Source organism: Hoeflea sp. TYP-13, assembly GCF_040932035.1.
Taxonomy (GTDB): Bacteria; Pseudomonadota; Alphaproteobacteria; order Rhizobiales; family Rhizobiaceae; genus Hoeflea_A.
The window spans coordinates 661,171-681,250 of sequence record NZ_JBFRBB010000002.1; the positions used below are offsets into that span (position 1 = coordinate 661,171).

General features: G+C 56.9%; 17 protein-coding genes. 5 read left to right on the forward strand and 12 right to left on the reverse strand.

The genetic code is table 11. The annotated features are described in order from the left end of the window. Positions 1-118: 118 nt before the first annotated feature. Positions 119-1,159 (forward strand): DUF2865 domain-containing protein, encoded by a 1,041-nt coding sequence (locus tag ABVT35_RS13435; protein ID WP_368467089.1) that lies wholly within the window; start codon positions 119-121, stop codon positions 1,157-1,159. Here the strand turns inward: ABVT35_RS13435 and gltX are convergent. Further along, a complete protein-coding gene (gltX, locus tag ABVT35_RS13440; RefSeq protein ID WP_368467090.1) occupies positions 1,077-2,471 on the reverse strand; it encodes a glutamate--tRNA ligase in 1,395 nt (464 codons plus the stop codon). The two genes, ABVT35_RS13435 and gltX, sit on opposite strands and share 83 nt — an antisense overlap. Before the next feature lie 41 nt (positions 2,472-2,512). Next, positions 2,513-3,748, reverse strand: a complete 1,236-nt coding sequence (locus ABVT35_RS13445; protein ID WP_368467091.1) for an MFS transporter — start codon at positions 3,746-3,748, stop codon at positions 2,513-2,515. Positions 3,749-3,954: 206 nt separating this feature from the next. On the opposite strand from ABVT35_RS13445, the gene ABVT35_RS13450 reads away from it, so the two are divergent. After that, positions 3,955-4,722 (forward strand): sulfite exporter TauE/SafE family protein, encoded by a 768-nt coding sequence (locus tag ABVT35_RS13450; protein ID WP_368467092.1) that lies wholly within the window; start codon positions 3,955-3,957, stop codon positions 4,720-4,722. Here ABVT35_RS13450 and ABVT35_RS13455 read toward each other — a convergent pair. The 6 genes from ABVT35_RS13455 to ABVT35_RS13480 all read right to left on the reverse strand — a co-directional run bounded on the left by ABVT35_RS13455 (position 4,703) and on the right by ABVT35_RS13480 (position 11,627). Further along, entirely contained in the window at positions 4,703-6,388 is a 1,686-nt protein-coding gene (locus ABVT35_RS13455) for an NAD+ synthase (protein ID WP_368467093.1), read from the reverse strand. The two genes, ABVT35_RS13450 and ABVT35_RS13455, sit on opposite strands and share 20 nt — an antisense overlap. Before the next feature lie 164 nt (positions 6,389-6,552). Further along, on the reverse strand, positions 6,553-6,909 hold the full coding sequence (locus ABVT35_RS13460) for a diacylglycerol kinase (RefSeq protein ID WP_368467094.1): 357 nt from the start codon (positions 6,907-6,909) through the stop codon (positions 6,553-6,555). A 40-nt stretch (positions 6,910-6,949) separates the two neighbouring features. Beyond that, a complete protein-coding gene (locus tag ABVT35_RS13465) occupies positions 6,950-7,744 on the reverse strand; it encodes a class III extradiol ring-cleavage dioxygenase (protein WP_368467095.1) in 795 nt (264 codons plus the stop codon). Between the two features lie 113 nt (positions 7,745-7,857). Beyond that, positions 7,858-8,232, reverse strand: coding sequence for a phosphomannose isomerase type II C-terminal cupin domain (locus ABVT35_RS13470; RefSeq protein WP_368467096.1), 375 nt, complete (start codon positions 8,230-8,232; stop codon positions 7,858-7,860). Next, positions 8,216-10,879: an ATP-binding protein gene (locus ABVT35_RS13475; protein ID WP_368467097.1), complete on the reverse strand. Its 2,664-nt coding sequence runs from the start codon at positions 10,877-10,879 to the stop codon at positions 8,216-8,218. The genes ABVT35_RS13470 and ABVT35_RS13475 overlap by 17 nt, the downstream gene beginning before the upstream one ends. Further along, positions 10,869-11,627 (reverse strand): response regulator, encoded by a 759-nt coding sequence (locus ABVT35_RS13480; protein WP_368467098.1) that lies wholly within the window; start codon positions 11,625-11,627, stop codon positions 10,869-10,871. Before ABVT35_RS13480 ends, ABVT35_RS13475 begins: the two co-directional genes overlap by 11 nt. Positions 11,628-11,931: 304 nt before the next feature. Between ABVT35_RS13480 and ABVT35_RS13485 the strand changes: the two genes are divergently transcribed. From ABVT35_RS13485 to ABVT35_RS13495, 3 genes are all read left to right on the forward strand, one after another. After that, the gene (locus ABVT35_RS13485) at positions 11,932-12,954 is read left to right on the forward strand and encodes an ABC transporter substrate-binding protein (protein ID WP_368467099.1); all 1,023 of its coding nucleotides are present in this window, start codon (positions 11,932-11,934) and stop codon (positions 12,952-12,954) included. Positions 12,955-13,041: 87 nt separating this feature from the next. Beyond that, a complete protein-coding gene (locus ABVT35_RS13490) occupies positions 13,042-15,249 on the forward strand; it encodes an ABC transporter permease (protein WP_368467100.1) in 2,208 nt (735 codons plus the stop codon). Next, positions 15,246-16,313 carry an ABC transporter ATP-binding protein gene (locus tag ABVT35_RS13495; RefSeq protein WP_368467101.1) on the forward strand — a complete coding sequence of 356 codons (1,068 nt, stop codon included), beginning with the start codon at positions 15,246-15,248 and terminating at the stop codon, positions 16,311-16,313. Before ABVT35_RS13490 ends, ABVT35_RS13495 begins: the two co-directional genes overlap by 4 nt. 28 nt (positions 16,314-16,341) lie before the next feature. Here ABVT35_RS13495 and ABVT35_RS13500 read toward each other — a convergent pair whose 3' ends face one another. From ABVT35_RS13500 to ABVT35_RS13515, 4 genes are all read right to left on the reverse strand, one after another. Next, complete coding sequence (locus ABVT35_RS13500) at positions 16,342-16,728, reverse strand: GFA family protein (protein WP_368467102.1); 387 nt, start codon at positions 16,726-16,728, stop codon at positions 16,342-16,344. Positions 16,729-16,926: 198 nt separating this feature from the next. Beyond that, entirely contained in the window at positions 16,927-18,303 is a 1,377-nt protein-coding gene (locus tag ABVT35_RS13505) for a class II 3-deoxy-7-phosphoheptulonate synthase (RefSeq protein WP_368467103.1), read from the reverse strand. A 139-nt stretch (positions 18,304-18,442) separates the two neighbouring features. Continuing rightward, a complete protein-coding gene (locus tag ABVT35_RS13510; protein ID WP_368467104.1) occupies positions 18,443-19,246 on the reverse strand; it encodes a hypothetical protein in 804 nt (267 codons plus the stop codon). Positions 19,247-19,278: 32 nt separating this feature from the next. Continuing rightward, on the reverse strand, positions 19,279-19,914 hold the full coding sequence (locus ABVT35_RS13515; protein ID WP_368467105.1) for a gamma-glutamylcyclotransferase family protein: 636 nt from the start codon (positions 19,912-19,914) through the stop codon (positions 19,279-19,281). Positions 19,915-20,080 lie beyond the last annotated feature (166 nt).

Genomic DNA, 20,080 nt, shown 5'->3' on the forward strand with positions numbered 1-20,080 from the left:
TCTGACCTAATTGGCGAGGCAAAGGCTACACTTACAACCAATTCCGTGTATGATTCCGTACATTCAAAGGGTTACGGTATTGAAGCGGATTGGTTCTGGACTGCAGCAATGGTCTGTCATGGTTGCGACTGCGCTGGTTTGCGCTTTGAACGCGACCATAACGGCTGGCGCGCAGGATAGTGCTGTGTGCGCAAGGCTGGAGGCTCAACTCGATCAATTCAACAATGTCGCACCGCGCGATGATCTGACCAGCCGGTATGACGCGGCCATCAGGCAGCATGAAAACAAGATAGCCAGACTGCGCATCGATCTTGGACGACTGGATTGTTCGGCTGGCAGCGTTATCGTGCTCGGAAGCAGGACCAGGTCTGTCTGCAGGCGCATGGAATCCGATCTCGTGCGCGAAGAATCACAACTGCAGTTCGCTCTGCGCCAAAGGCAGGCGGCAATCACAGGAAGCAATTCCGAAGCCAGGCAGCGCATCCTTGCGGCGTTGCGTGCCAATGGTTGTTCCGCATCCGACGGCATCATCATCCGGGACACGCTGGGTGTGGAGGGCGACGAGGATCTGATCGATCTGGGCGATCCGTACAGCCGCTACCGCACAATGTGCGTCCGTATTTGCGATGGCTACTATTTCCCGATTTCCTACGCCTCCTCACCGGCGCAGTTCGATCGCGACGCCGAACGTTGTGCCAGCATGTGTCCCGGTGCCGAGGTCGATTTGTTCTTCCATCTGGTACCGGAGCAGGAAAGCGAGGAAATGGTCTCGGTCGCCGACCAGACCCCCTACCGCCTGCTGCCGACCGCCTTTGCCTATCGCAGAAGCGGTTCTGCCGGCGGACCACGATGCACATGTGAAGAAGGGCTTCCGCCCGCCGGGGACATTGCAGTTGCGCCCGGAAGCAGCCGCTCGGTTGTCATCATCGATCCGAAAAAGGGCAATGTTCCCTCTGAATCCATCATCGACGGCAATCAGCCGGCCCAAAGTGAAATAGAGCAGAAAGAAACCTCGCAGACCGCCGGTTCAGACGAAAACGAACCGCCCGCCCGAGATATCGATCCGACCCGTCGTGTCAGGGTTGTCGGTCCAAAGTTCTTGCCCGACCAATCAGAGGCAATAGATCTGCGAGCTCCGGTCCCGAGCGAAGCCCGGTAAGCGCAACACGAAGCGGCATGAACAGGGCGCGTCCCTTTCGGCCGGTCGCAGCCTTCACCGCTGCAGTCCAGGTGGACCATGTTTCGCCGTCCCACGGCTCCGGCGGCAATAGCGAAAACGCTTCTCTTACAAAGTCGATATCCTCGTCTTCAAGCGTTTCAGCGCTGTCGGGGCCCTGCTCGACAATCGTCCACCAGCGCACGGCTTCCTTCACGAAGTCAACGTTCTTTCGAACCGTGAGCCAGAACGCCTCTGCGGCATCTCCGGCAATTCCAAGTTCCGAGAGCCGGTCCGAGACAGTTTCATATGCAAGTTCGTGGACGAGCGCACGATTGAGGTTGGTCAGCTCTGCCGGATCGAACTTGGCTGCGGATTTTGACGCGAAATCCGGCTTGAAGTGCTCAAGCAGCGCTTCCATTGACGCCATCGCCGCTACACTCTCTGAAGTGCCGATCAGAACAGCGAGGCTGTTGATCGCCATCGGCTCGTATCCGTCGTCACGCAGCGAACCGATCGACAGGGCATTCGAACGCTTCGACAGCCCCTCGCCTGTAACCGATGTCAGCAGATTGTGGTGACCAAAAGCCGGTGCTTCGCTGCCAAGCGCCCTGAACAGGGCGATCTGAGCACCGGTATTGGTGACATGATCATCGCCGCGGATAATGTGCGAAACCGCCATTTCGATATCATCGACAACGGACGGCAATGTATAGAGATAGGTTCCGTCTTCCCGAATGAGCACCGGATCGGACATGGACGCAAGATCAACGGTCTGCGGACCGCGTACCACGTCGTCCCAGTGGACCTCGGTGCGCCGCGTCTCAAAGGGGCTATCGGCATAATTGGGCAACAGGAAACGCCAGTGCGGCTTGCGGCCTTCGGCTTCAAGTGCCTGCCGCTCCTCAGCACTGAGTTTCAGCGCTTCGCGGCCATAAATCGGGGGCAGTCTGCGCGCCAGGCGCAACTTGCGGCGGCGCTCCAGTTCCTCGCCGCTTTCAAAACAGGGGTAAAGCAGTCCGGCCGCCTTCAGCCGCTCGGCGGCACCTGCATAGGCATCAAAACGCTTCGACTGCCAGGCCACTGTATCAGGTGCGATTCCCAGCCACTGCAGATCAGCCAGGATGGCTTCGGCATGTTCGGTTTTCGAGCGCGCCAGATCGGTATCATCGAAACGCAGGATGAATTCGCCATGGTGCTGCTTTGCAAACAGCCAGTTGAACAGCGCCGTGCGCGCATTGCCGATATGGATGCGTCCTGTCGGCGACGGCGCAAAGCGCACGGTGGCGGGGCGAATGTCTTCAAGTTCTGTCATGATTGCGGGTTACTCAAGCAGACGGCGATTGGCAAGTGCAATTATGTCCCCATGGCGGCTGCAATCGCCCGGTTGCGCCTTACAACCTTGCCGCTGACGATCGCCATGACAAGGCAAATCGCGACACAATAGACACCCATGAGAAGTATCTGCAGCGGATAGCTCACGCCGAAATCGATCAGAAAACCGGTAACACCCGGCCCCATGGCGGTCGCAAAAACCATCAGGGCGATGACCACCGCACGTATGGAGCCCAGGTGACGCGTACCGTAGACTTCCGGCCACAACGCACCGAACAGTGTCGAAGACAGACCATAGGAAACGCCAAGCAGCGCCATGAAGGCAAAAACACCCCACTGTGCCTCGATCCCGGCAAGCAGGAAACACGACGCGGCAAGCGGCAACAGGAATGTTGGCAGCAGCGAGACCGCTGAAAATCGGTCGATCAACACACCGCCGATCAGAGCGAATATGATGGTCATACCCGCCATAAAGGCAAACGAACCGGCAAACAATTCCAGCGACCAGCCACGCAGTTCAACCAGGTAAACCTGGTGAAAGAATATGGTCGTACCGATGAACCCTGGCGCAAGAATGCCAAGCAAAGTGAGCCAGAATACCGGATCGCGAAGCACTTCAGGCCGCGTCCAGTCCCTTGGCGCGCTGTTAGCCTCGACGCCGTCGGACGATCTCGGCTGCCGCTCAACCCGCATCAGCGTGTATATGACAGGCAGGGCAACCGCCATGAGCAACAGCGCGGACAAAAGCCAGGTATTGCGCCAGCCGACACTGGCAACGATCGACACATAGACGATTGGAAACACCGCCTCGCCCGCCTGTTGTCCGAGCGTCGCGACCGACACGGCGCGCCCCCGTTGTGCAACATACCACCTGCCCATGGCGGTGATCGCGTTGTGCGTCATCATTCCCTGGCCGAATAAGCGAAGGCCGAAAATCGTCAAAAGCAGCAGCGGAAGGCTGTTCACCAAAGCCATGGAAGCGGAAAACAGCGCCAGCAACGGAATGACGATAAGAGCGACGCGCGAGACACTCATAACATCAACAATCTTGCCGACCTGCGACAGGGTAAGCGCACTGGCGAGCGTTGCGAGCATATAGAGCGTGCCGAACTCGCCGTGGCTCAGTCCGTATTCCGCCCGGATGCTGCCGGATGACAATGAAATAAAGAAGGTCTGTCCGAAACTCGAAAAGCACGTCAGCAGGAAGCCGCCGGCAAGCCAGCGTACATTTTCGCGCAGAAAGGCAAAAAAGCTCATTCGTCTGCCTTGGACCATCGGTTTCAGGACGCAATGTTCCCGCAATTGAGAAAATTAAATGGAGGAACGGCGACATTTGTGGGAGTTGTTATTGCAATGCTATGCACCCAATCGACAATCCCGGTCAAGTGCCGTGCGTTCCAACTCCAGTTGTGTAATCATGCCCCGCCATGACGATTCCCCGCCATTTCCACTAAGAGCGCAGTATGCCCGACACCTCGATTTTGCTTATCGCCTGTGTGGTTTTTCTGCTCGCCGGATTCATCAAGGGATTTGTCGGCTTCGGTCTGCCGCTCGTCGCCATTGGCCTGATGACCACCATCGTTGGTCTTCCCACAGCCATTGCGCTTTTCCTGGTGCCCGCATTCGGAACGAATTTGTGGCAGGGTTTTGCCGGCGCCAACACTGCCGCGCTCTTTAAGCGCTACTGGACTTTCTTCATTCCAACGATGTTCTTCACCTGGCCCGGCACACTCGCTTTGTCGCGTGTAAACACGAACTACCTGACCGCACTCCTCGGAATGTTGCTGTGTACATATGTAGTGTTGAGCCTGACACGCTCACAATTCGTAGTGCCAAGACGGCTTGAAAAACCGCTCAATCCGGTGATGGGCGTGATCAGCGGCATTTTGGCCGGGCTAACCGGTGCTTTCACTATGCCCGGTGTCGTTTATCTGCAGTCGACACTGCTGCCGCGCGATCAGCTGGTTCAGGCCCTTGGCATGCTATTCACCCTGTCTACGATAGGCCTCAGCATATCCATGGGCACGCAGAACCTGCTCAGCGCGGAGCTCGGGCTGGTTTCAGTTGCCGCACTGTTGCCGACATTTGCGGGAATGATGCTCGGAACACGCATTCGAAGGCGCACATCGGAGGAGCGCTTTAGAGTCTATTTCCTGCTGGCGCTTGGTGTGCTTGGGTTCTACATCGTGGCGCGTTCAGTGACGGCGCTCATCAATCAGCCCGGTCTCTGAACCGGTTGGTGATCGGATAACGCCGGTCCCGTCCGAAGTTCTTCTTTGTAATTTTCACACCGGGAGCGGACTGCCGGCGTTTGTATTCAGCAATATAAAGAAGATGCTCGATGCGGGTTACAACGCCCCTCGGATGGCCGCGCTCAACAATGGCATCAACATCCATTTCCTTTTCGACCAGACATTCGAGAATATCATCGAGCACGGGATATTCCGGAAGCGAATCCTGGTCCGTCTGATCCGGTCGCAATTCGGCAGATGGCGCCTTGTCGATGATATTGACCGGAATCACCTCGCCTGACGGCCCCAATGCGCCGGGCGGTACATGGCTGTTGCGCCAGCGTGACAGCCCGTAGACCTGCATCTTGTAGAGATCCTTGATCGGGTTGAAGCCACCGTTCATGTCGCCGTAGAGCGTCGCATAGCCGACAGACATTTCCGACTTGTTGCCCGTCGTCACAACCATCGAACCGAACTTGTTGGAAATCGCCATCAGGATAGTGCCGCGTGTGCGGCTTTGCAGGTTTTCTTCTGTGACGCCTTCATTGGTACCCTCGAACATATCGGAAAGCGCGCTCGAAAACCCCTCGACCGGCTGAATAATCGACACAGTGTCGTAGCGGCAGCCAAGAGCCCGCGCGCAGTCTTCGGCATCTTTCAGCGATTCATCCGATGTGTAGTGATAGGGAAGCATGACGGTGCGTACACGCTCCTCGCCAAGCGCGTCGACGGCAAGTGCCGCACACAGCGCGCTGTCGATACCGCCCGAAAGACCGAGCACCACGTTGGAAAAGCCGTTTTTATTGACGTAATCACGCAACCCCAGCATGCAGGCGCGGTAGTCGGCCTCTTCCCGGTCCGGGATCTGTACCATCGGCCCCTCTGTGCAGGCCCAGCCGTCATCACCGCGGCGCCACGTGGTGACGGACACCTGCGCCTCGAACTGGCTCATCTGGAAGGCGAGCGACTTGTCGGCATTCATCGCAAAGCTGGCGCCATCGAATACGAGCTCATCCTGTCCGCCGAGCTGGTTGGCAAAGACAATTGGCAGCCCGCATTCGATAATCTGCCTTAAGACCACCTGTTGACGCACATCGATCTTTTCACGGTAGTAGGGTGAGCCATTGGCGACGAGAAGAATCTCGGCTCCGGTTTCGGCAAGCGTTTCGCAAACATCCAGATCGCCCCAGATATCCTCACAGATGGGCAGGCCGAGGCGGATACCGCGAAAGTTCACAGGACCTGGCATCGGACCGGCTTCAAAGACCCGTTTTTCGTCGAACTCACTATAGTTAGGAAGATCCACCTTATAGCGCTCGGCGACGATTTTTCCGCCATCGAGCAGTGCGACCGCATTGAAGCGGCCATCGCCATTTTGCCTTGGAACACCGATGACAACACCAGGGCCGCCGTCCGCCGTCTCCTGCGCAAGCGTATTCAAAGCGCGATCGCAGGCCCTCAGGAAGGCCGGCTTGAGAACCAGATCCTCTGGCGGATAACCGGACAGGAATAGCTCGGTGAACAGGACAAGGTCCGCACCCTGCCGGGCGGCATCGGCCCGTGCCTCCCGCGCCAGTTCCAGATTGCCGGCAATATCCCCCATTGTGGGGTTCTGCTGGACGACCGCGATGCGGACGATGTCGGTCAGTTCTGAATTATCGCTCATGATTTGCCATGTATCGTGCAATGCTGGGCAAGGCAATCCCGTGTATTTACATCAACCGCGGGACCTGCCGGCACTTCACGTCGCACAAAAGTTATACCCGGGGTTGCGATAGTTGCCGTTGAAGCCCTTGGTGCGCGATACGAGAGTGCCATCCGGCTTCGCATTCATGCAACAAGGCCCGCCTTCAAAGCCAGCGCTACGAGCCAGACGGCTGCGGCGAGAAAAATGGTCAGCGTTACAGCTGCCGAGCCGCAGTCCTTCGCTATTTTGATCTCGTCCATGTAATCCTGGGACAAGCCGTCGCAAATGGCTTCGATAGCGGTGTTCAAAAGCTCGACGATAAGAAGCAGGATGAGCGAACCGACAAGCAGAAGATAAATCAGGACACTGTCGGCAAGCCAGTAACCGACCGGCAATGCAACGACCAGCACCGCAACTTCCTGACGAAACGCGGTTTCGCTGGTGCCCGCGTGGATTAGCCCGTTCCAGGAATGTTGCAGTGCCCGCAGGATCCTGTTCACCTGGGTTCCCCCGAATCAAATTCAACCCGGCACAACGCTATCAGTTGAAGGCATAAGCATCCATCGACAGGACGCCGAAATCGCACGAACTGTGAAGCCTTCGCGCGCTCCAGTTCTCGCCGGCCGCGCCGATTGCGCAAAACAGCGGCAGCAGGTGTTCCTCGGTCGGATGGTTCTCAACGGCAAACGGCGCCCGGTCGCGATAGGCCAGCAGAGCATCCATGTCCCCTGACCTGATCTTGCTGTCCATCCAATCAACAAACTGCACTACCCATGGCGGTGTCGCGGCATTGCGCTCACCGCAACGCAGAGCGGCAAATGCTTTCTTCAGATTGTGGGTCATTGATCCGGATCCCATGACAAGGACCTTGTCTTTGCGCACTGGTTCGAGCGCTTGACCGAGCCGGTAGTGATGCAGCGGCCCCGCATGCGGATCGACGGAAACCTGCACCACCGGGATGTCAGCCTTCGGATACATAAGACTGAGCGGTGCCCATGTACCGTGATCAAAACCCTGATCGCAAATCACGCCTGCGGGCAGCCCCGCATTGCGCAACATGCATGCCAAACGGTCTGCAAGCGCCGGAGAGCCCGGAGCCGAATATTTCATCTTGTAGAGCTCCGGAGCAAAGCCGCCAAAATCGTGAACCGTGCAGGGATGCTCGTCACCCGTGATTGCAACACCACCTGCTTCGAAATGCGCACTGACAACGACAATAGCCTCAGGACGCGGCCCCCTGTCGGCAAACTCCTGCAGAAATGCCCGTGCTGCGGTGTCGGTGATAACGATGTCGGGCGAACCGTGCGAGATGAACAGCGATGACAGAACAGACATGGGCATTCCTCTTTGCCCATGAACTAGCGCCATCTCCATCAAACGGAAGTCAGCATTTCCTGCACACATCTTCCAGCATTTGTGAACGCCACCCTAAGCGCATACAAACAGGTTCACCTCTCATAGTCATCTTCCAGGCGGACAATGTCGGACTCCGATAATTTTGCGCCTGTCTGCACTTCCAGAAATATCAGCGTCTCTTTGCCGGTGTTGTGAACCCGGTGTGTGGCGCTCCTTGGAATAAATACATAACTTCCGGGCTGCACATCCAACTCATCGCCGTTAATCGACACAACACCCCGCCCGCCGACGATAATCCAGTGCTCGGAACGATAGGTGTGATACTGCAAGGACAGCCGCTGACCGGGTTCGACCTCAATGCGCTTGACCGCGAATTCCTCTCCCGTATCGACAACCAGCCAGCGCCCCCACGGACGAATATCCGACTGGCCGGATACATAGGCGGATGAATTATGCGGATCGCTCATTCCTGGGCTCCTGTTGAATTGTCCCGTCACGTTCATTTGCCGGCGGCTTTGCGGCTAATATCTTCTCGAAGATCGCGGTCGTAAGCGGCTTGGCCACAAAAACGACCTTTCCCACGAGGTCTGCCGGAATGTTCGGCTCGCCGCCACCGCCGCCGGACGTTACGATTATTCTCTGATTGCCTTCTCGTTGAAGACTTTCGCGGACAAGTTCCCAGCCCGATGCTCCATCATCAAGCTGCAAATCCGTCACCAGAACGTCATAGCCTCGGTCATCTCGCAGAAAATCACTTGCCGCGGCGTAGGTGCCAAGTCCGACCACCTTCCTGCCCAGCGTTCTTAGGATTGCCGATGTCTGCTCCAGCGTCTGCGCATCGTCCTCCACCAGCAGGACGGTTTCGGCTCCGCTGTTGATACGGATCGGTTGTGCGGCGTCCTTTTCCGGACAAAGCGGTAGTGTCAGTGTCACACGCGTTCCTTTGTCTTGCGTGCTTTCAATGTTCATCTCGCCACCGGATTGCTTGATGAAGCCAAACACCGAACTCAAACCCAGACCGGAACCCTGCATGCCGCGGCGTGTGGAAAAAAACGGCTCCAGCGCCCGCTCAAGAACGTCCTCGGACATGCCGCACCCATCATCGACGATTGATATTGATGCTCCTCCGTCGCCGGTCTTTTCGAGTTGCAGTATCACCGTTCCCCTGCCCGTGATGGCATGACGACTGTTGAGGCTGAGGTTGAGAAGAGCGCTCTCCAATTGTCCGGGGTCAATGCTGACATAAAGACGGTCAGGCGAATATTCTGTTTTCAGTTCGATGTCACGTCCAAGGCTGAACGAGATCAGTTCGGACATGCCGGACACAAGCTCGTTCAATTCGACCGTTTCCGGCGCGAGAACCTGTTTTCTGGAGAAAGCGAGAAGGCGTTGTGTCAGCGACGTTCCGATTTCCAGGGCAGCGGTTGTCCGATCCAGGATCCGCTGGTCCCGAGTATCCCGTGGCTCTTTCCCGCTCAAAAGATGGATGTTGCTGGCAACTGAGGTCAGGATGTTGTTGAAGTCATGTGCCACCTCGCCGGTCAACTGTCCCAGGCTTTCCAGATGGCGGATTTTTCTCAGCTTTTCCTCGATCCGTTTCCGTTCGGTCACGTCCGAAAAGAGCCATATCGCACCGCCGCCGGGAAGATTGCTGCGTCTGATCTCGACATAGTGTCCCTCACCGTCAGCAAGTTCGGTGTAGGTGCCGAAGTCCGACGGCGCCTTTGCCTCTTGCTCTCCCGGATTACGGAACCGAGACAGTCCAAGAACATCGGACATCGAAGTGCCGCGCGCCAGCGTGTCCTCTCCCAGGTTCAGCACATTTGCGAGTTGGGGATTCCAGGTCTCGAGTCGGTCGTTTCCGTCGCTGATGGCGATGCCGTCTGCGATACTGTCAAACGTCGTCTCCAGCAACGCGGTTTTCTGGCGGTGCTGCCTGTTCAAACGGTCCAGCCTGAGAGCGTTGGCTCGGAAGACGCGGAACGATTGAAGGAATTTCGCGATCTCGTCCCGCCGGTTGGATGCACGCGGCAAAGCAGCCGAATAATCGCCGTCTGCAAGCCTTTCCATTGCCGTTGATATGGAATTTATGTGTCTGGCGACATATCGCGACACATAAAGGGCGGAGGCCAGCGCAAGCGCCACGCTCGCGAGACAGATGGCAATGATGACGATTTGCGCGAACCGGATGAAACCGGCGGTACGTGTGCGATTTCGCTGTATCTGCTGCTCGCCCTCCTGAACAAGACCAGCAATCAGGTCATTGAAGTCATTCGCATTTTTTCCAATTCGCCGAAGCATGTTGTTGGCGTCCAGGCGCAGCGTGAGCGCTTTATGCTTGAGCGCGAACAACCCATCGGCACCGTTGGCCAGTCTCAGAAGTTCCCCGAATTTGTCTCCACCGTCATTCGGTTTGTCCAGCCTTTCGGCACGGTCGGACAGTTGCACGAACCGTCGTCGGTATTCTCCGAGCCCGAGCAGGTTCTCGGACCCGTTTGCAGCAATCAGGATATTGGCCATGGTCTGCATCGAACGCAGGTACCGGCTTTCCGAAATTTGACCGCCGTCTGCCAACGCGATCTGTTCATCGAGTGTTCGCTCCAGCACCCGCAATTGCCCTGAGATCAGCCTGGCTCTGTCGTCGGCGCCGGCAAGCCGGCCGGATATTTTCGCAAGATCGGCAATATCGGACTGTAAAGTCGCCAAAAGTGGATTGACCTTTTCGGTAAGGGCGGCAGGAACGAGCCGGGCGTTTCGCTCGCCGGGCAGGTTCTCCCACAACTTCTCAATCCCGGAAAACTGATCAACGAGCGCCGAAGCCTCCCCCTCGACCATGTAGGAAGAGCGCAAACTCAAAAGAAAGGGTGCCGTTGTAGCCAGATCGGAGGAACGCCTGACCAGGTCGAGGGAACGGGCCACAACCGTCAGGGTTTCCTGATGCAGGCTTTCCAGACGTGTATCGGCCCGCTCGAGCCAGAAAAGAGCGATGGCGCCAATCAGCAAAGTTGCCACGGTAAGCGTGGAAACCGCCAGCAGCAGCCGAACCCGGATTGTCGCCAGGGGACCGCTTCTTGGCAGCAGCCTCGTGGCTTTCCTGAAAATCCTACTGCGCATCGGTCACAAATATGTATCCAAGGCCCCGGCGGGTCTGTAAATGAACCGGCTTTGACGGAACCGGCTCGATTTTTCTCCGCAGCCTCAAAATCAGCACATCAATGGTCCTGTCGACATAACGCGACAGATCGCTGCCGAGGACATCCAGCAGCAGCTCACGCTCAATGACCCGGTTGGGGTTTTTGACGAAGAACTCAAGCAGCCGGAATTCCGAGTTTGTGAGCGGTATCTCCTCGCCTTCATTCCTGCAAAGGCAGCGTTGCCCCATGTCGACAAAGAACTGCCCGAAACGGACAACCTCTTCGGAATCCGCCTGTTCACTCAGCGCCGGTTCGGAATGGGTTTGGGAATACCTCCGCAGCACCGCGCGGATACGCGCGATAAGCTCACGCGGATTATAGGGTTTCATGACATAGTCATCGGCGCCGGTCTCAAGGCCGACAATCCTGTCCACCTCGTCTCCGGTTCCAGTCAGCATGATGACCGGAAACGCAAGGTTGGCACGAATGTCATGCACAATGCTCAATCCGCTTTCACCACTCAATCGCAGATCAACAATCGCCAGCCGAATATCCTGCTTTCGCGCAAATGCCTGGAACTCGCGGCCTCCGGCAAACGGTGCCGCCGCGTAGCCATGCTCCTGAAGCAGCATTGCCAGCGCATCACGCACGTCCGGGTCATCATCAATGATTGCGATGAGACTTGCGGCCGAGTGCACGTCGGTTATTTCCTGCCCGGATTCCTCCATCCGCAGCGAAACCTCCCAGTATTAGCTTGGATTGCGGCACAGTGTACCATACCCGCTTCGCCGCTCCGGCGGCACCGCTGATTTCGGGGTTTTCCGTTTCAATTGTTACAATTATTTCAGCCGATTAACTGCGAGTGTAAATATTGAAACCGGAAAGAACACGCTGGTTTTTGTGTTAACAGTCGAGTGCTGGATCGTCGCCGAAGACGGCACCTAGACTGATGATCGCGGGTTTTGGAGCTGCCATTGACTGGCTCCCTGCCCCTTACGGCGTGAGCCGGATCATCATAAAGTGGAGGACACGATGAAAATCAAACTGGGTGTAAGTCTGGCCATATTGGGTCTGGCGATTACGAGCCAACAGGCGCTATCGGCTGAACAGCTCAATGTTGTTTGCAGCAATGAGCAGGACTGGTGCGATCTGATGGCCAACGCCTTCGAAGGCGAGACCGGCATTGACGTCGCGATGGTGCGTAAAAGCACCGGTGAAACCCTTGCACAGGTCCGCGCCGAGGCAAGCAATCCCAAGATCGATGTCTGGTGGGGCGGCACCGGCGATCCGCATCTGATCGCGGCTGCCGAGGACTTGACGCAGCCATCGGGCGCCGACACGTCGCAACTCCTGGGCTGGTCGGTCAATATGTCCGAGATTTCGGGCGGAAAAACAGTCGGTATCCATGCCGGCGCCCTCGGCATTGCCTATAACGCCGATGTGCTTTCGGAAAAGGGTCTGGCTCCGCCTGTCTGCTGGAAAGATCTCGCCGATCCTTCCTACAAGGGTGAAATCCAGGTCGCCAACCCGAACAGCTCCGGCACCGCCTATACGGAGCTGGCAACATTCGTCCAGTTGTTCGGAGAAGACGAGGCTTTCCGGCTGCTTGCCGAAATAGGAAAGAACATCAACCAGTATACAAAGTCAGGATCGGCTCCAAGCAAGGCAGCCGCCCGCGGGGAAACCACCATTTCGATCGGCTTCATGCATGACATGGTGAAACTCGCCAAGGCGGGCTTTCCGCTCAAGATCGTCTCGCCATGCGAGGGAACCGGTTACGAGGTTGGCGGTGTCAGCATCATCAAGGGCGCGAAAAACATCGATGCCGCCAAGCGCTGGGTGGACTTCGTGCTGAGTGCCGACGCACAGTCACGCGGTCCCGAAGTCGGCACCTACAACGTCCCATCAAACAGCCGGGCAACGGTGGCGCCCGAATCGCCTGACCTCGCATCGATCAAGCTGATCGACTACGATTTTGCGACCTATGGCGCATCCGACACGCGCGAGCGTCTTCTCGCCCGATGGGACAAGGAAGTGAAGCCGGCAAGCAATTAAGCCGGCGGCCGGAGCGCGAAAACTCCCAAGCGCGCTCCGGGAATTGACCGCATCTTTGCCGGTCGCTTTGATTCACAAGGAAATAACATGGTACGCACGACAAGCCTTTGGCTGCTTGTGGGCCTGTTCGGCTATTGCCTGCTGCCCTGGTTCATGGTCGAAGACGGCTTCTGGTCGTTTTCCTGGATACAGAATTTCGGCACCGGCGAAACAGCACCCGCCCTTTTTCAAGCACTTTTCCAGCGCCGCATTTCACTCACTCCCGCCGGCATCGCATTGGCTGCATCAGCCATATCCCTGATGCTGTTCAGCATGCCGGCTGTCAGGGCGCGGGCTTTAATTACAATATCGGGGATCGGACTGCTTCTGATGGTGTTCCAAGGGTTCGCTCCGACGTCTTTTGGAGCGGTATTGCAACCTGCTGTCGTTCCCGCTCAGGCAGGCTTTGGCGTCGGATCAGCCGTCACTATGATTGCCCTGTTGTTTGTCCTCACCACCGCTGTGTCGTCATTAGGAAAAGGCGGGGATGCCTTTGTCGTCGGGTTGATCGGCCTCATCATCGCGCTGGTCGGCATATTCGTGTTTTTTCCGGTCGGCCACATCCTGATCCGGGCATTTGAGCTGCCGGATGGCAGCTACGCGTTATCCGGCTTCTTTGCGAGGTTTTTTTCATCCGACATATGGAGCTTGAAATGCGTGATTGGCGCCGGATCATGCGGTCCGGCGGTCAATTCCGTTCTGCTTGCCGTAATGACAGGTGCAGGAACAACCCTGCTTGGACTTGCATTCGCCCTGATTTTCACCAGAACCGAGTTCCGCGCCAAACGCCTTTTGCGCGTGCTGACGGTGATACCGATCATTACACCGCCATTCGTTATCGGCCTTGCCCTGATTCTGATGTTTGGTCGAGCAGGCGCCGTGACGGAAATCTTTGCCGATCTGCTCGGCATGGAAAAGACCAGGTGGATATACGGCTTCTGGGGCATCTATCTGGCGCAGATGCTGTCATTTACGCCGATAGCTTTTCTGGTGCTGATTGGCGTCGTCGAAGGCATAAGCCCGTCCATGGAAGAAGCATCTCAGACACTCCATGCGGATCGTTGGCAAACCTTCCGGCGGGTTTCACTTCCGCTTATGCGGCCGGGTCTTGCAAACGCATTCCTATTGGGATTTATCGAGAGCCTGGCCGATTTTGGAAACCCGCTGGTTCTCGGCGGAAACTTCAATGTTCTTTCGACCGAGATCTATTTCGCCATCGTCGGCGCGGTCGCGGATCCGGCCAAGGCCGCCATTCTCGCGATGGCTTTGCTTTGCCTGACGCTCTGCGCGTTTGTTATCCAGCGACGCTGGATCGGCAAGCGATCCTACACGACGGTCACGGGCAAGGCGGATTCCGGTCAGCATTCGGCCCTCAGCCCTGCAGTCAGAACAGCCTGCTACGCAACCGCACTTCCATGGGCGGCATTTACCGCCATCGTCTACGGCATGATCCTGTTCGGCAGCTTCGTCAAACTGTGGGGCTATGACAACAGCTTCACGCTTGATCATTATCTGCGGGCTTTTTCGATCGATTTGTCCAACGGGATCCGATGGACCGGTGTCGCCTGGGACAGCTACTTCACCACGCTCACCATCTCCACGATTGCCGCCCCTCTGACAGCGCTGGTGGGCCTTGCGACGGCCTATTTGCTCGTCAGGCAGAACTTTGCCGGAAAAAACGCTTTTGAATTCGGCACGATGCTGAGTTTTGCCATTCCGGGCACGGTCATCGGCGTGAGCTATATCATGGCCTTCAACGTTCCGCCGATCGAACTGACCGGCACCAGCATCATTCTGATCATCGTCTTTGTATTCAGAAACATGCCCGTTGGGGTGCGCGGTGGGATTGCGGCAATGTCGCAGCTCGACAAAAGCTTCGATGAAGCGTCGATTACCCTCGGCGCCAACAGCTTCACCACCGTCCGCCGGGTCATCGCTCCTTTGTTGGGACCGGCAATGCTGGCAGCTTTGACCTATAGTTTCGTGCGCGCAATCACGTCGGTCAGCGCGGTTATCTTTCTCGTCAGCGCCAAGCACAACATGGCGACCTCTTTCATTGTCGGACGGGTCGAGAACGGCGAATTCGGCCTTGCCATCGCCTATTCCACCGTCCTGATCATCACCATGCTGAGCGCGATCCTGCTGCTTCAACTGCTTATCGGCCAGCGTCGCCTGCGCCGGCAAAACCGCCTGCAGAAGTCGGTCTCGTCAAAACCCCGCATATTGACACTCCAACCCGCCGGGAGAAACAAATGACAGACAACAACATTGTCGGTTCAATACGATTTGAAAATGTCGTCAAGAAATACGGTCAGGTAACTGCACTCAAAAGCCTGTCGCTGGACCTGCAATCCGGCAGGCTGATAACCCTGCTCGGCCCCAGCGGCTGCGGAAAAACGACGACCTTGCGGCTTATCGCCGGTCTTGAGATGGCCAGCGCCGGAAAGATCATCATCGGCGGCAAGGACGTGACCGACTTGACGGCAACCTACCGCAACGTGTCGATGGTTTTTCAGTCCTATGCGCTGTTTCCGCATATGTCGGTCATGGAGAATGTCAAATACGGGTTGACCGTCAGTTCCGTTCCCGCCGCCGAAGCAACGGAAAAGGCACTGGATGCGCTCGCAATGGTGGGCCTTGATGGCTTCGGGGAAAGGCTTCCGAGTGAACTCTCCGGCGGTCAGCAGCAGCGTGTCGCCGTCGCCCGCGCCGTCGTTCTCGAGCCGGAAGTGCTGCTTTTGGACGAACCGCTTTCAAATCTCGATGCAAAACTTCGCCGCAGCGTGCGCGAGGACATTCGGGCAATCCAGCAAAAGCTGGGCATCACGGTTGTCTATGTCACGCATGATCAGGAGGAGGCAATGGCCGTTTCCGACCAGATCATCGTCATGCGCAATGCCGAAATCGAGCAGATCGGTTCGCCGCACGATCTGTATCAGCGCCCTTCATCCGAGTTCATTGCGGACTTTATTGGTGATGCCAATGTCGTCGATTGCGAAGTGCGCAATTTGAGCGACGGGCTCGCCGAAGTGGAGATTGGCGCCAGCAAATACCAGCTACCCGTTAATAACCAGGCGCCGCCCGGTTCGCGGCTGGTAATCAGGCCTCACGCTGTCCGTCTGACGCCATATGTGAAAAATGGCGGGTTGTCCGGCGAGGTCGGATATGCCGCCTATCTGGGCAATCAGGTGCAATACACGATCCACACCGCAGTTTCAGATCTTTTTGTCGTCGACAACACGATGGGTGACTTTTACCCCGTCGGCAGCAAGGTCTCTCTGGATCTTGATGCCAGCAGGCTCTGCCTGGTCGGCGGATAGGCGAAAGCGATCGGGCTGAAACACGTCCTTATGGATACTGCGGCAACCCGTCAGTGATCTCATAATAGTCGCCCTTGTCGGCGCAGAAAATGTGCTTTTCGATTGTCAGGCCTGTCTCGCCATCCAGACTTCCGGCGAGAACAGAGGTAAAGGGGTCATTGCTGTGCTTCCAGAAAAGGGTCGAGCCGCATTTTTTGCAGAACCCGCGTTTGGCATCGTCAGAGGCATGATACCATTTCAGGTTCTGAAATCCCGTTATGGAAAGACGTTCATCCGGCACATTTGTCGCTGCAAAATAGTGGCCTGACTGCTTGCGGCACTGGGTACAGTGACAGGCAATGACACTTCTAAGCGGCCCTTCGGCCGTATATTCAATGCCGCGGCACAGGCACGATCCCTTGTGGAGCTTTGTCATGAATGCCTCCTTTCATCCGGTCAAGCAATGCAGCTTGAGCGGCCGCAGACAAGACAATTGTTTTGATGCAGCTGTGAATGGAGTTGAACAATCAGCGCCTCGAACCAGCTGATTGCTTTTAACGGTGTGTCGATCACTAAAAAGGGCAGGAACGCGAAGGCCCCTGCCCTTTTTCATGTTCATGTCACCATTTCGGGATCAGCCGGCGGCGGCCACTCTTGTTTCCTCGTCGCGTCCGCCTTTCATCAACTCGGCAACCAGGAACGCAAGTTCAAGCGCCTGATCGGAATTGAGACGCGGATCGCAATGCGTGTGATAGCGGTCGGAAAGATCTTCCGCTGTTACCGTTCGCGCACCACCTGTGCATTCGGTCACGTCCTTACCGGTCATTTCGACGTGAATGCCGCCCGGGTGTGTGCCTTCTGCGCGGTGAATCTGGAAGAAACTTTCGACCTCCGACAGAACGCGCTCGAACGGACGTGTCTTGTAGCTGTTGAGCGTGATCGTATTGCCGTGCATCGGATCGCACGACCAGACCACCTTCTTGCCCTCGCGCTCGACGGCGCGGATAAGCTGCGGCAGGTGATCGGCAACCTTGTCATGGCCGAAACGGGCGATCAGCGTCAGCCGGCCCGGTTCGTTTTCCGGATTGAGCAGATCGATAAGTTCCAAAAGACCGTCAGGTTCCATGGACGGGCCGCATTTGAGGCCGAGCGGATTCTTGATGCCACGGCAGTATTCGACATGGGCATGGTCGGGCTGGCGCGTCCGGTCGCCGATCCAGATCATGTGGCCGGACGTGCCGTACCAGTCGCCGGAGGTCGAATCCGTGCGCGTCAGCGCCTGCTCGTAGCCAAGCAGCAACGCCTCGTGGCTGGTGAAGAATTCCGTCTCGCGCAGCCGCGCGTGATTTTCGGCAGTGATGCCGACGGCCCGCATGAAATCCATGGTCTCGGAAATGCGGTCGGCAAGTTTGCGGTAGCGCTCTGCCTGCGGGCTGTCCTTGACGAAGCCCAGCATCCACTGGTGAACGTTTTCCAGATTGGCATAGCCACCCTGCGCGAAGGCTCGCAGCAGATTCAGCGTGGCCGCCGACTGGCGATAGGCCATGACCTGACGTTGTGGATCGGGAATACGCGATGCCTCATCAAACTCAATGCCGTTGATGATATCGCCACGGTAGCTTGGAAGCTCTACCCCATCCTTGTTCTCGATGTTGGATGAGCGCGGTTTGGCAAACTGGCCGGCAATTCGGCCGATTTTCACTACCGGCTGCTGCGCGCCAAATGTCAGCACGACAGCCATCTGCAAAAACACGCGGAAGAAGTCCCGGATATTGTCTGCACCATGCTCGGCAAAGCTTTCGGCGCAATCGCCGCCCTGCAGCAGGAAGCCCTTGCCATTGGCAACATCGGCCAGGCGGTCACGCAACTGCCGTGCTTCACCTGCAAAAACCAGCGGCGGATAGGAAGCGAGACGCTTCTCCGTATTTTCCAATGCTGCCTGGTCCGGATATTCCGGGACCTGGAGGATTGGCTTGTTGCGCCAGCTTTCCGGTGTCCAATTCTGTGCCATTTTACTCACCTGCGTTGGTACAATTCGGGCGTTCATCTCGCCTCAACGGCGGGCTTATAGCCGCAATCGCCGCCAATTGCCAGCAACATTAACGCCGGCAATCTCTCAGCTTACACCAACCAGCCGATGATGACGAAATTCAGTCGCCTGAAAGGTCCTGCATGTCTCTCCATCGGCTTTTCAGAACGAAAAGCGCGACCAGCCACAATACCGAGACCATCAGCGATACGATGAACCCGAGCGGAACGCCGAGCGGCTCGAACACCGCCCACGCGCAAAGAACAAACACGACGAGACTTGGAAGACCGTATGGAAATGCCTTGAGAACGGTGCCGGCGTCTTCGGCTGAATAGCTTATATGCATGATGATCAGGAGCGGAAACAAAGTGATTGGAAATCCGGCAAGCAGACCGGCCCATTCCGGACCGATCGTCTGTGCCAGCCCGGTGACCGCCAGAACAACGGCAACTGCGATGCCGGCGCGCAGCGCCATAACAATCCAGGTCATTTTCAGCCGCTTGTCGATCTTGGTTTCGTCATGCGAACGCATCGCGATCATTGAAAGAACGGCAACAACCGCGACAAGCAAAGTTGCCGACCACACGTTGAGTGATATCTGTGTCGTGGCGAACGCCACAATCAGGAAGAATATAAGTGCACTGACGGTTGCTGCGGCAAACTGGTATCTATGCACGCGGCTCGATACGAACCAGTAAGCCAGGTTGAAACAGAGCGTCGCCGCAAAGCCGGCGATCGTGTAAGGCGCCGCATCCGTGACAAAATACGGTCCCTGCTCAATTCCGATGAAAAAGAAGACGATTGCCACTCCAAGCGGAATGCCGGCCAGAGTGCCTGCCAGCGCCGGACCCGCCCTTTCCGCAATGCTCGAAAGAACGAGCACGATTAGGATTGTGGACAGTATCTTGGCGAGCAGCAAAGTCATTGAAATCCCCCGGCCCCACCCGCAACGGCAGCCTAGACAAAACGCGTTCCGCGTTCCTCCAGCAGAGTATCAATGAACGTTCTTTCCTCCAAAGACAGGGTCACCGAGCGCGGGTAGATGGGATCATGCCTGTCGGCGTGCACAGTCCGCTCAAAACCGTCCGTCGAATCTAAGAAATCATGCACCCCCTGCCTGCCGAATTCATTCAGGAATCCTTGCAACACGGCGTCCAGATAGGATTGAAGGATTGGATGGTGTGGATCATGGGATGCGCTGTTTGTTTGCGCTTCATAGACATAGACCCGGCAATCGGGCAGCTTGCCGTCGATGACCTCCAGCCGGTCAAGCGGCACGCGAACGCGGTCGTATGTGGCTTCGCGTTCATCAACGCAAGGCAGATTGGAAACCCTGTCAAAAACCAGCAGCCCCTCGATCACGCTGCCGGCCATCTGCCGCGCGCTCAGCAACGATGTCGGTTTGCCGGAACGGATCGGGTCTCCATGCATCCGCGGCCGCCAGCAGCGCCGCCAGCCATGCAGCCGAACCGGTTGCGCGTGAACATAGTCCGTGCGCAACGTATCCCTGTTCACCAGTGAGCCATATCCGAAATAGGCAATAAGGTGATCGGGTTGCGGATGATTATCCCGATTGTCGGCGGCAAGCGTCATTGCAGTCGGACTCCAGATTCAGTCAGTCCGCTATATAGGGCGTGCAGAATTCTTCAAGCCACCAGCATCAAAAACTATTGACTTTGACGTAAACGTAAATGGTATCTTTGAACAAATCAGCGATATCAGGAGCCGGATTACCGGGTACTTTCAATGAGCATCTCGG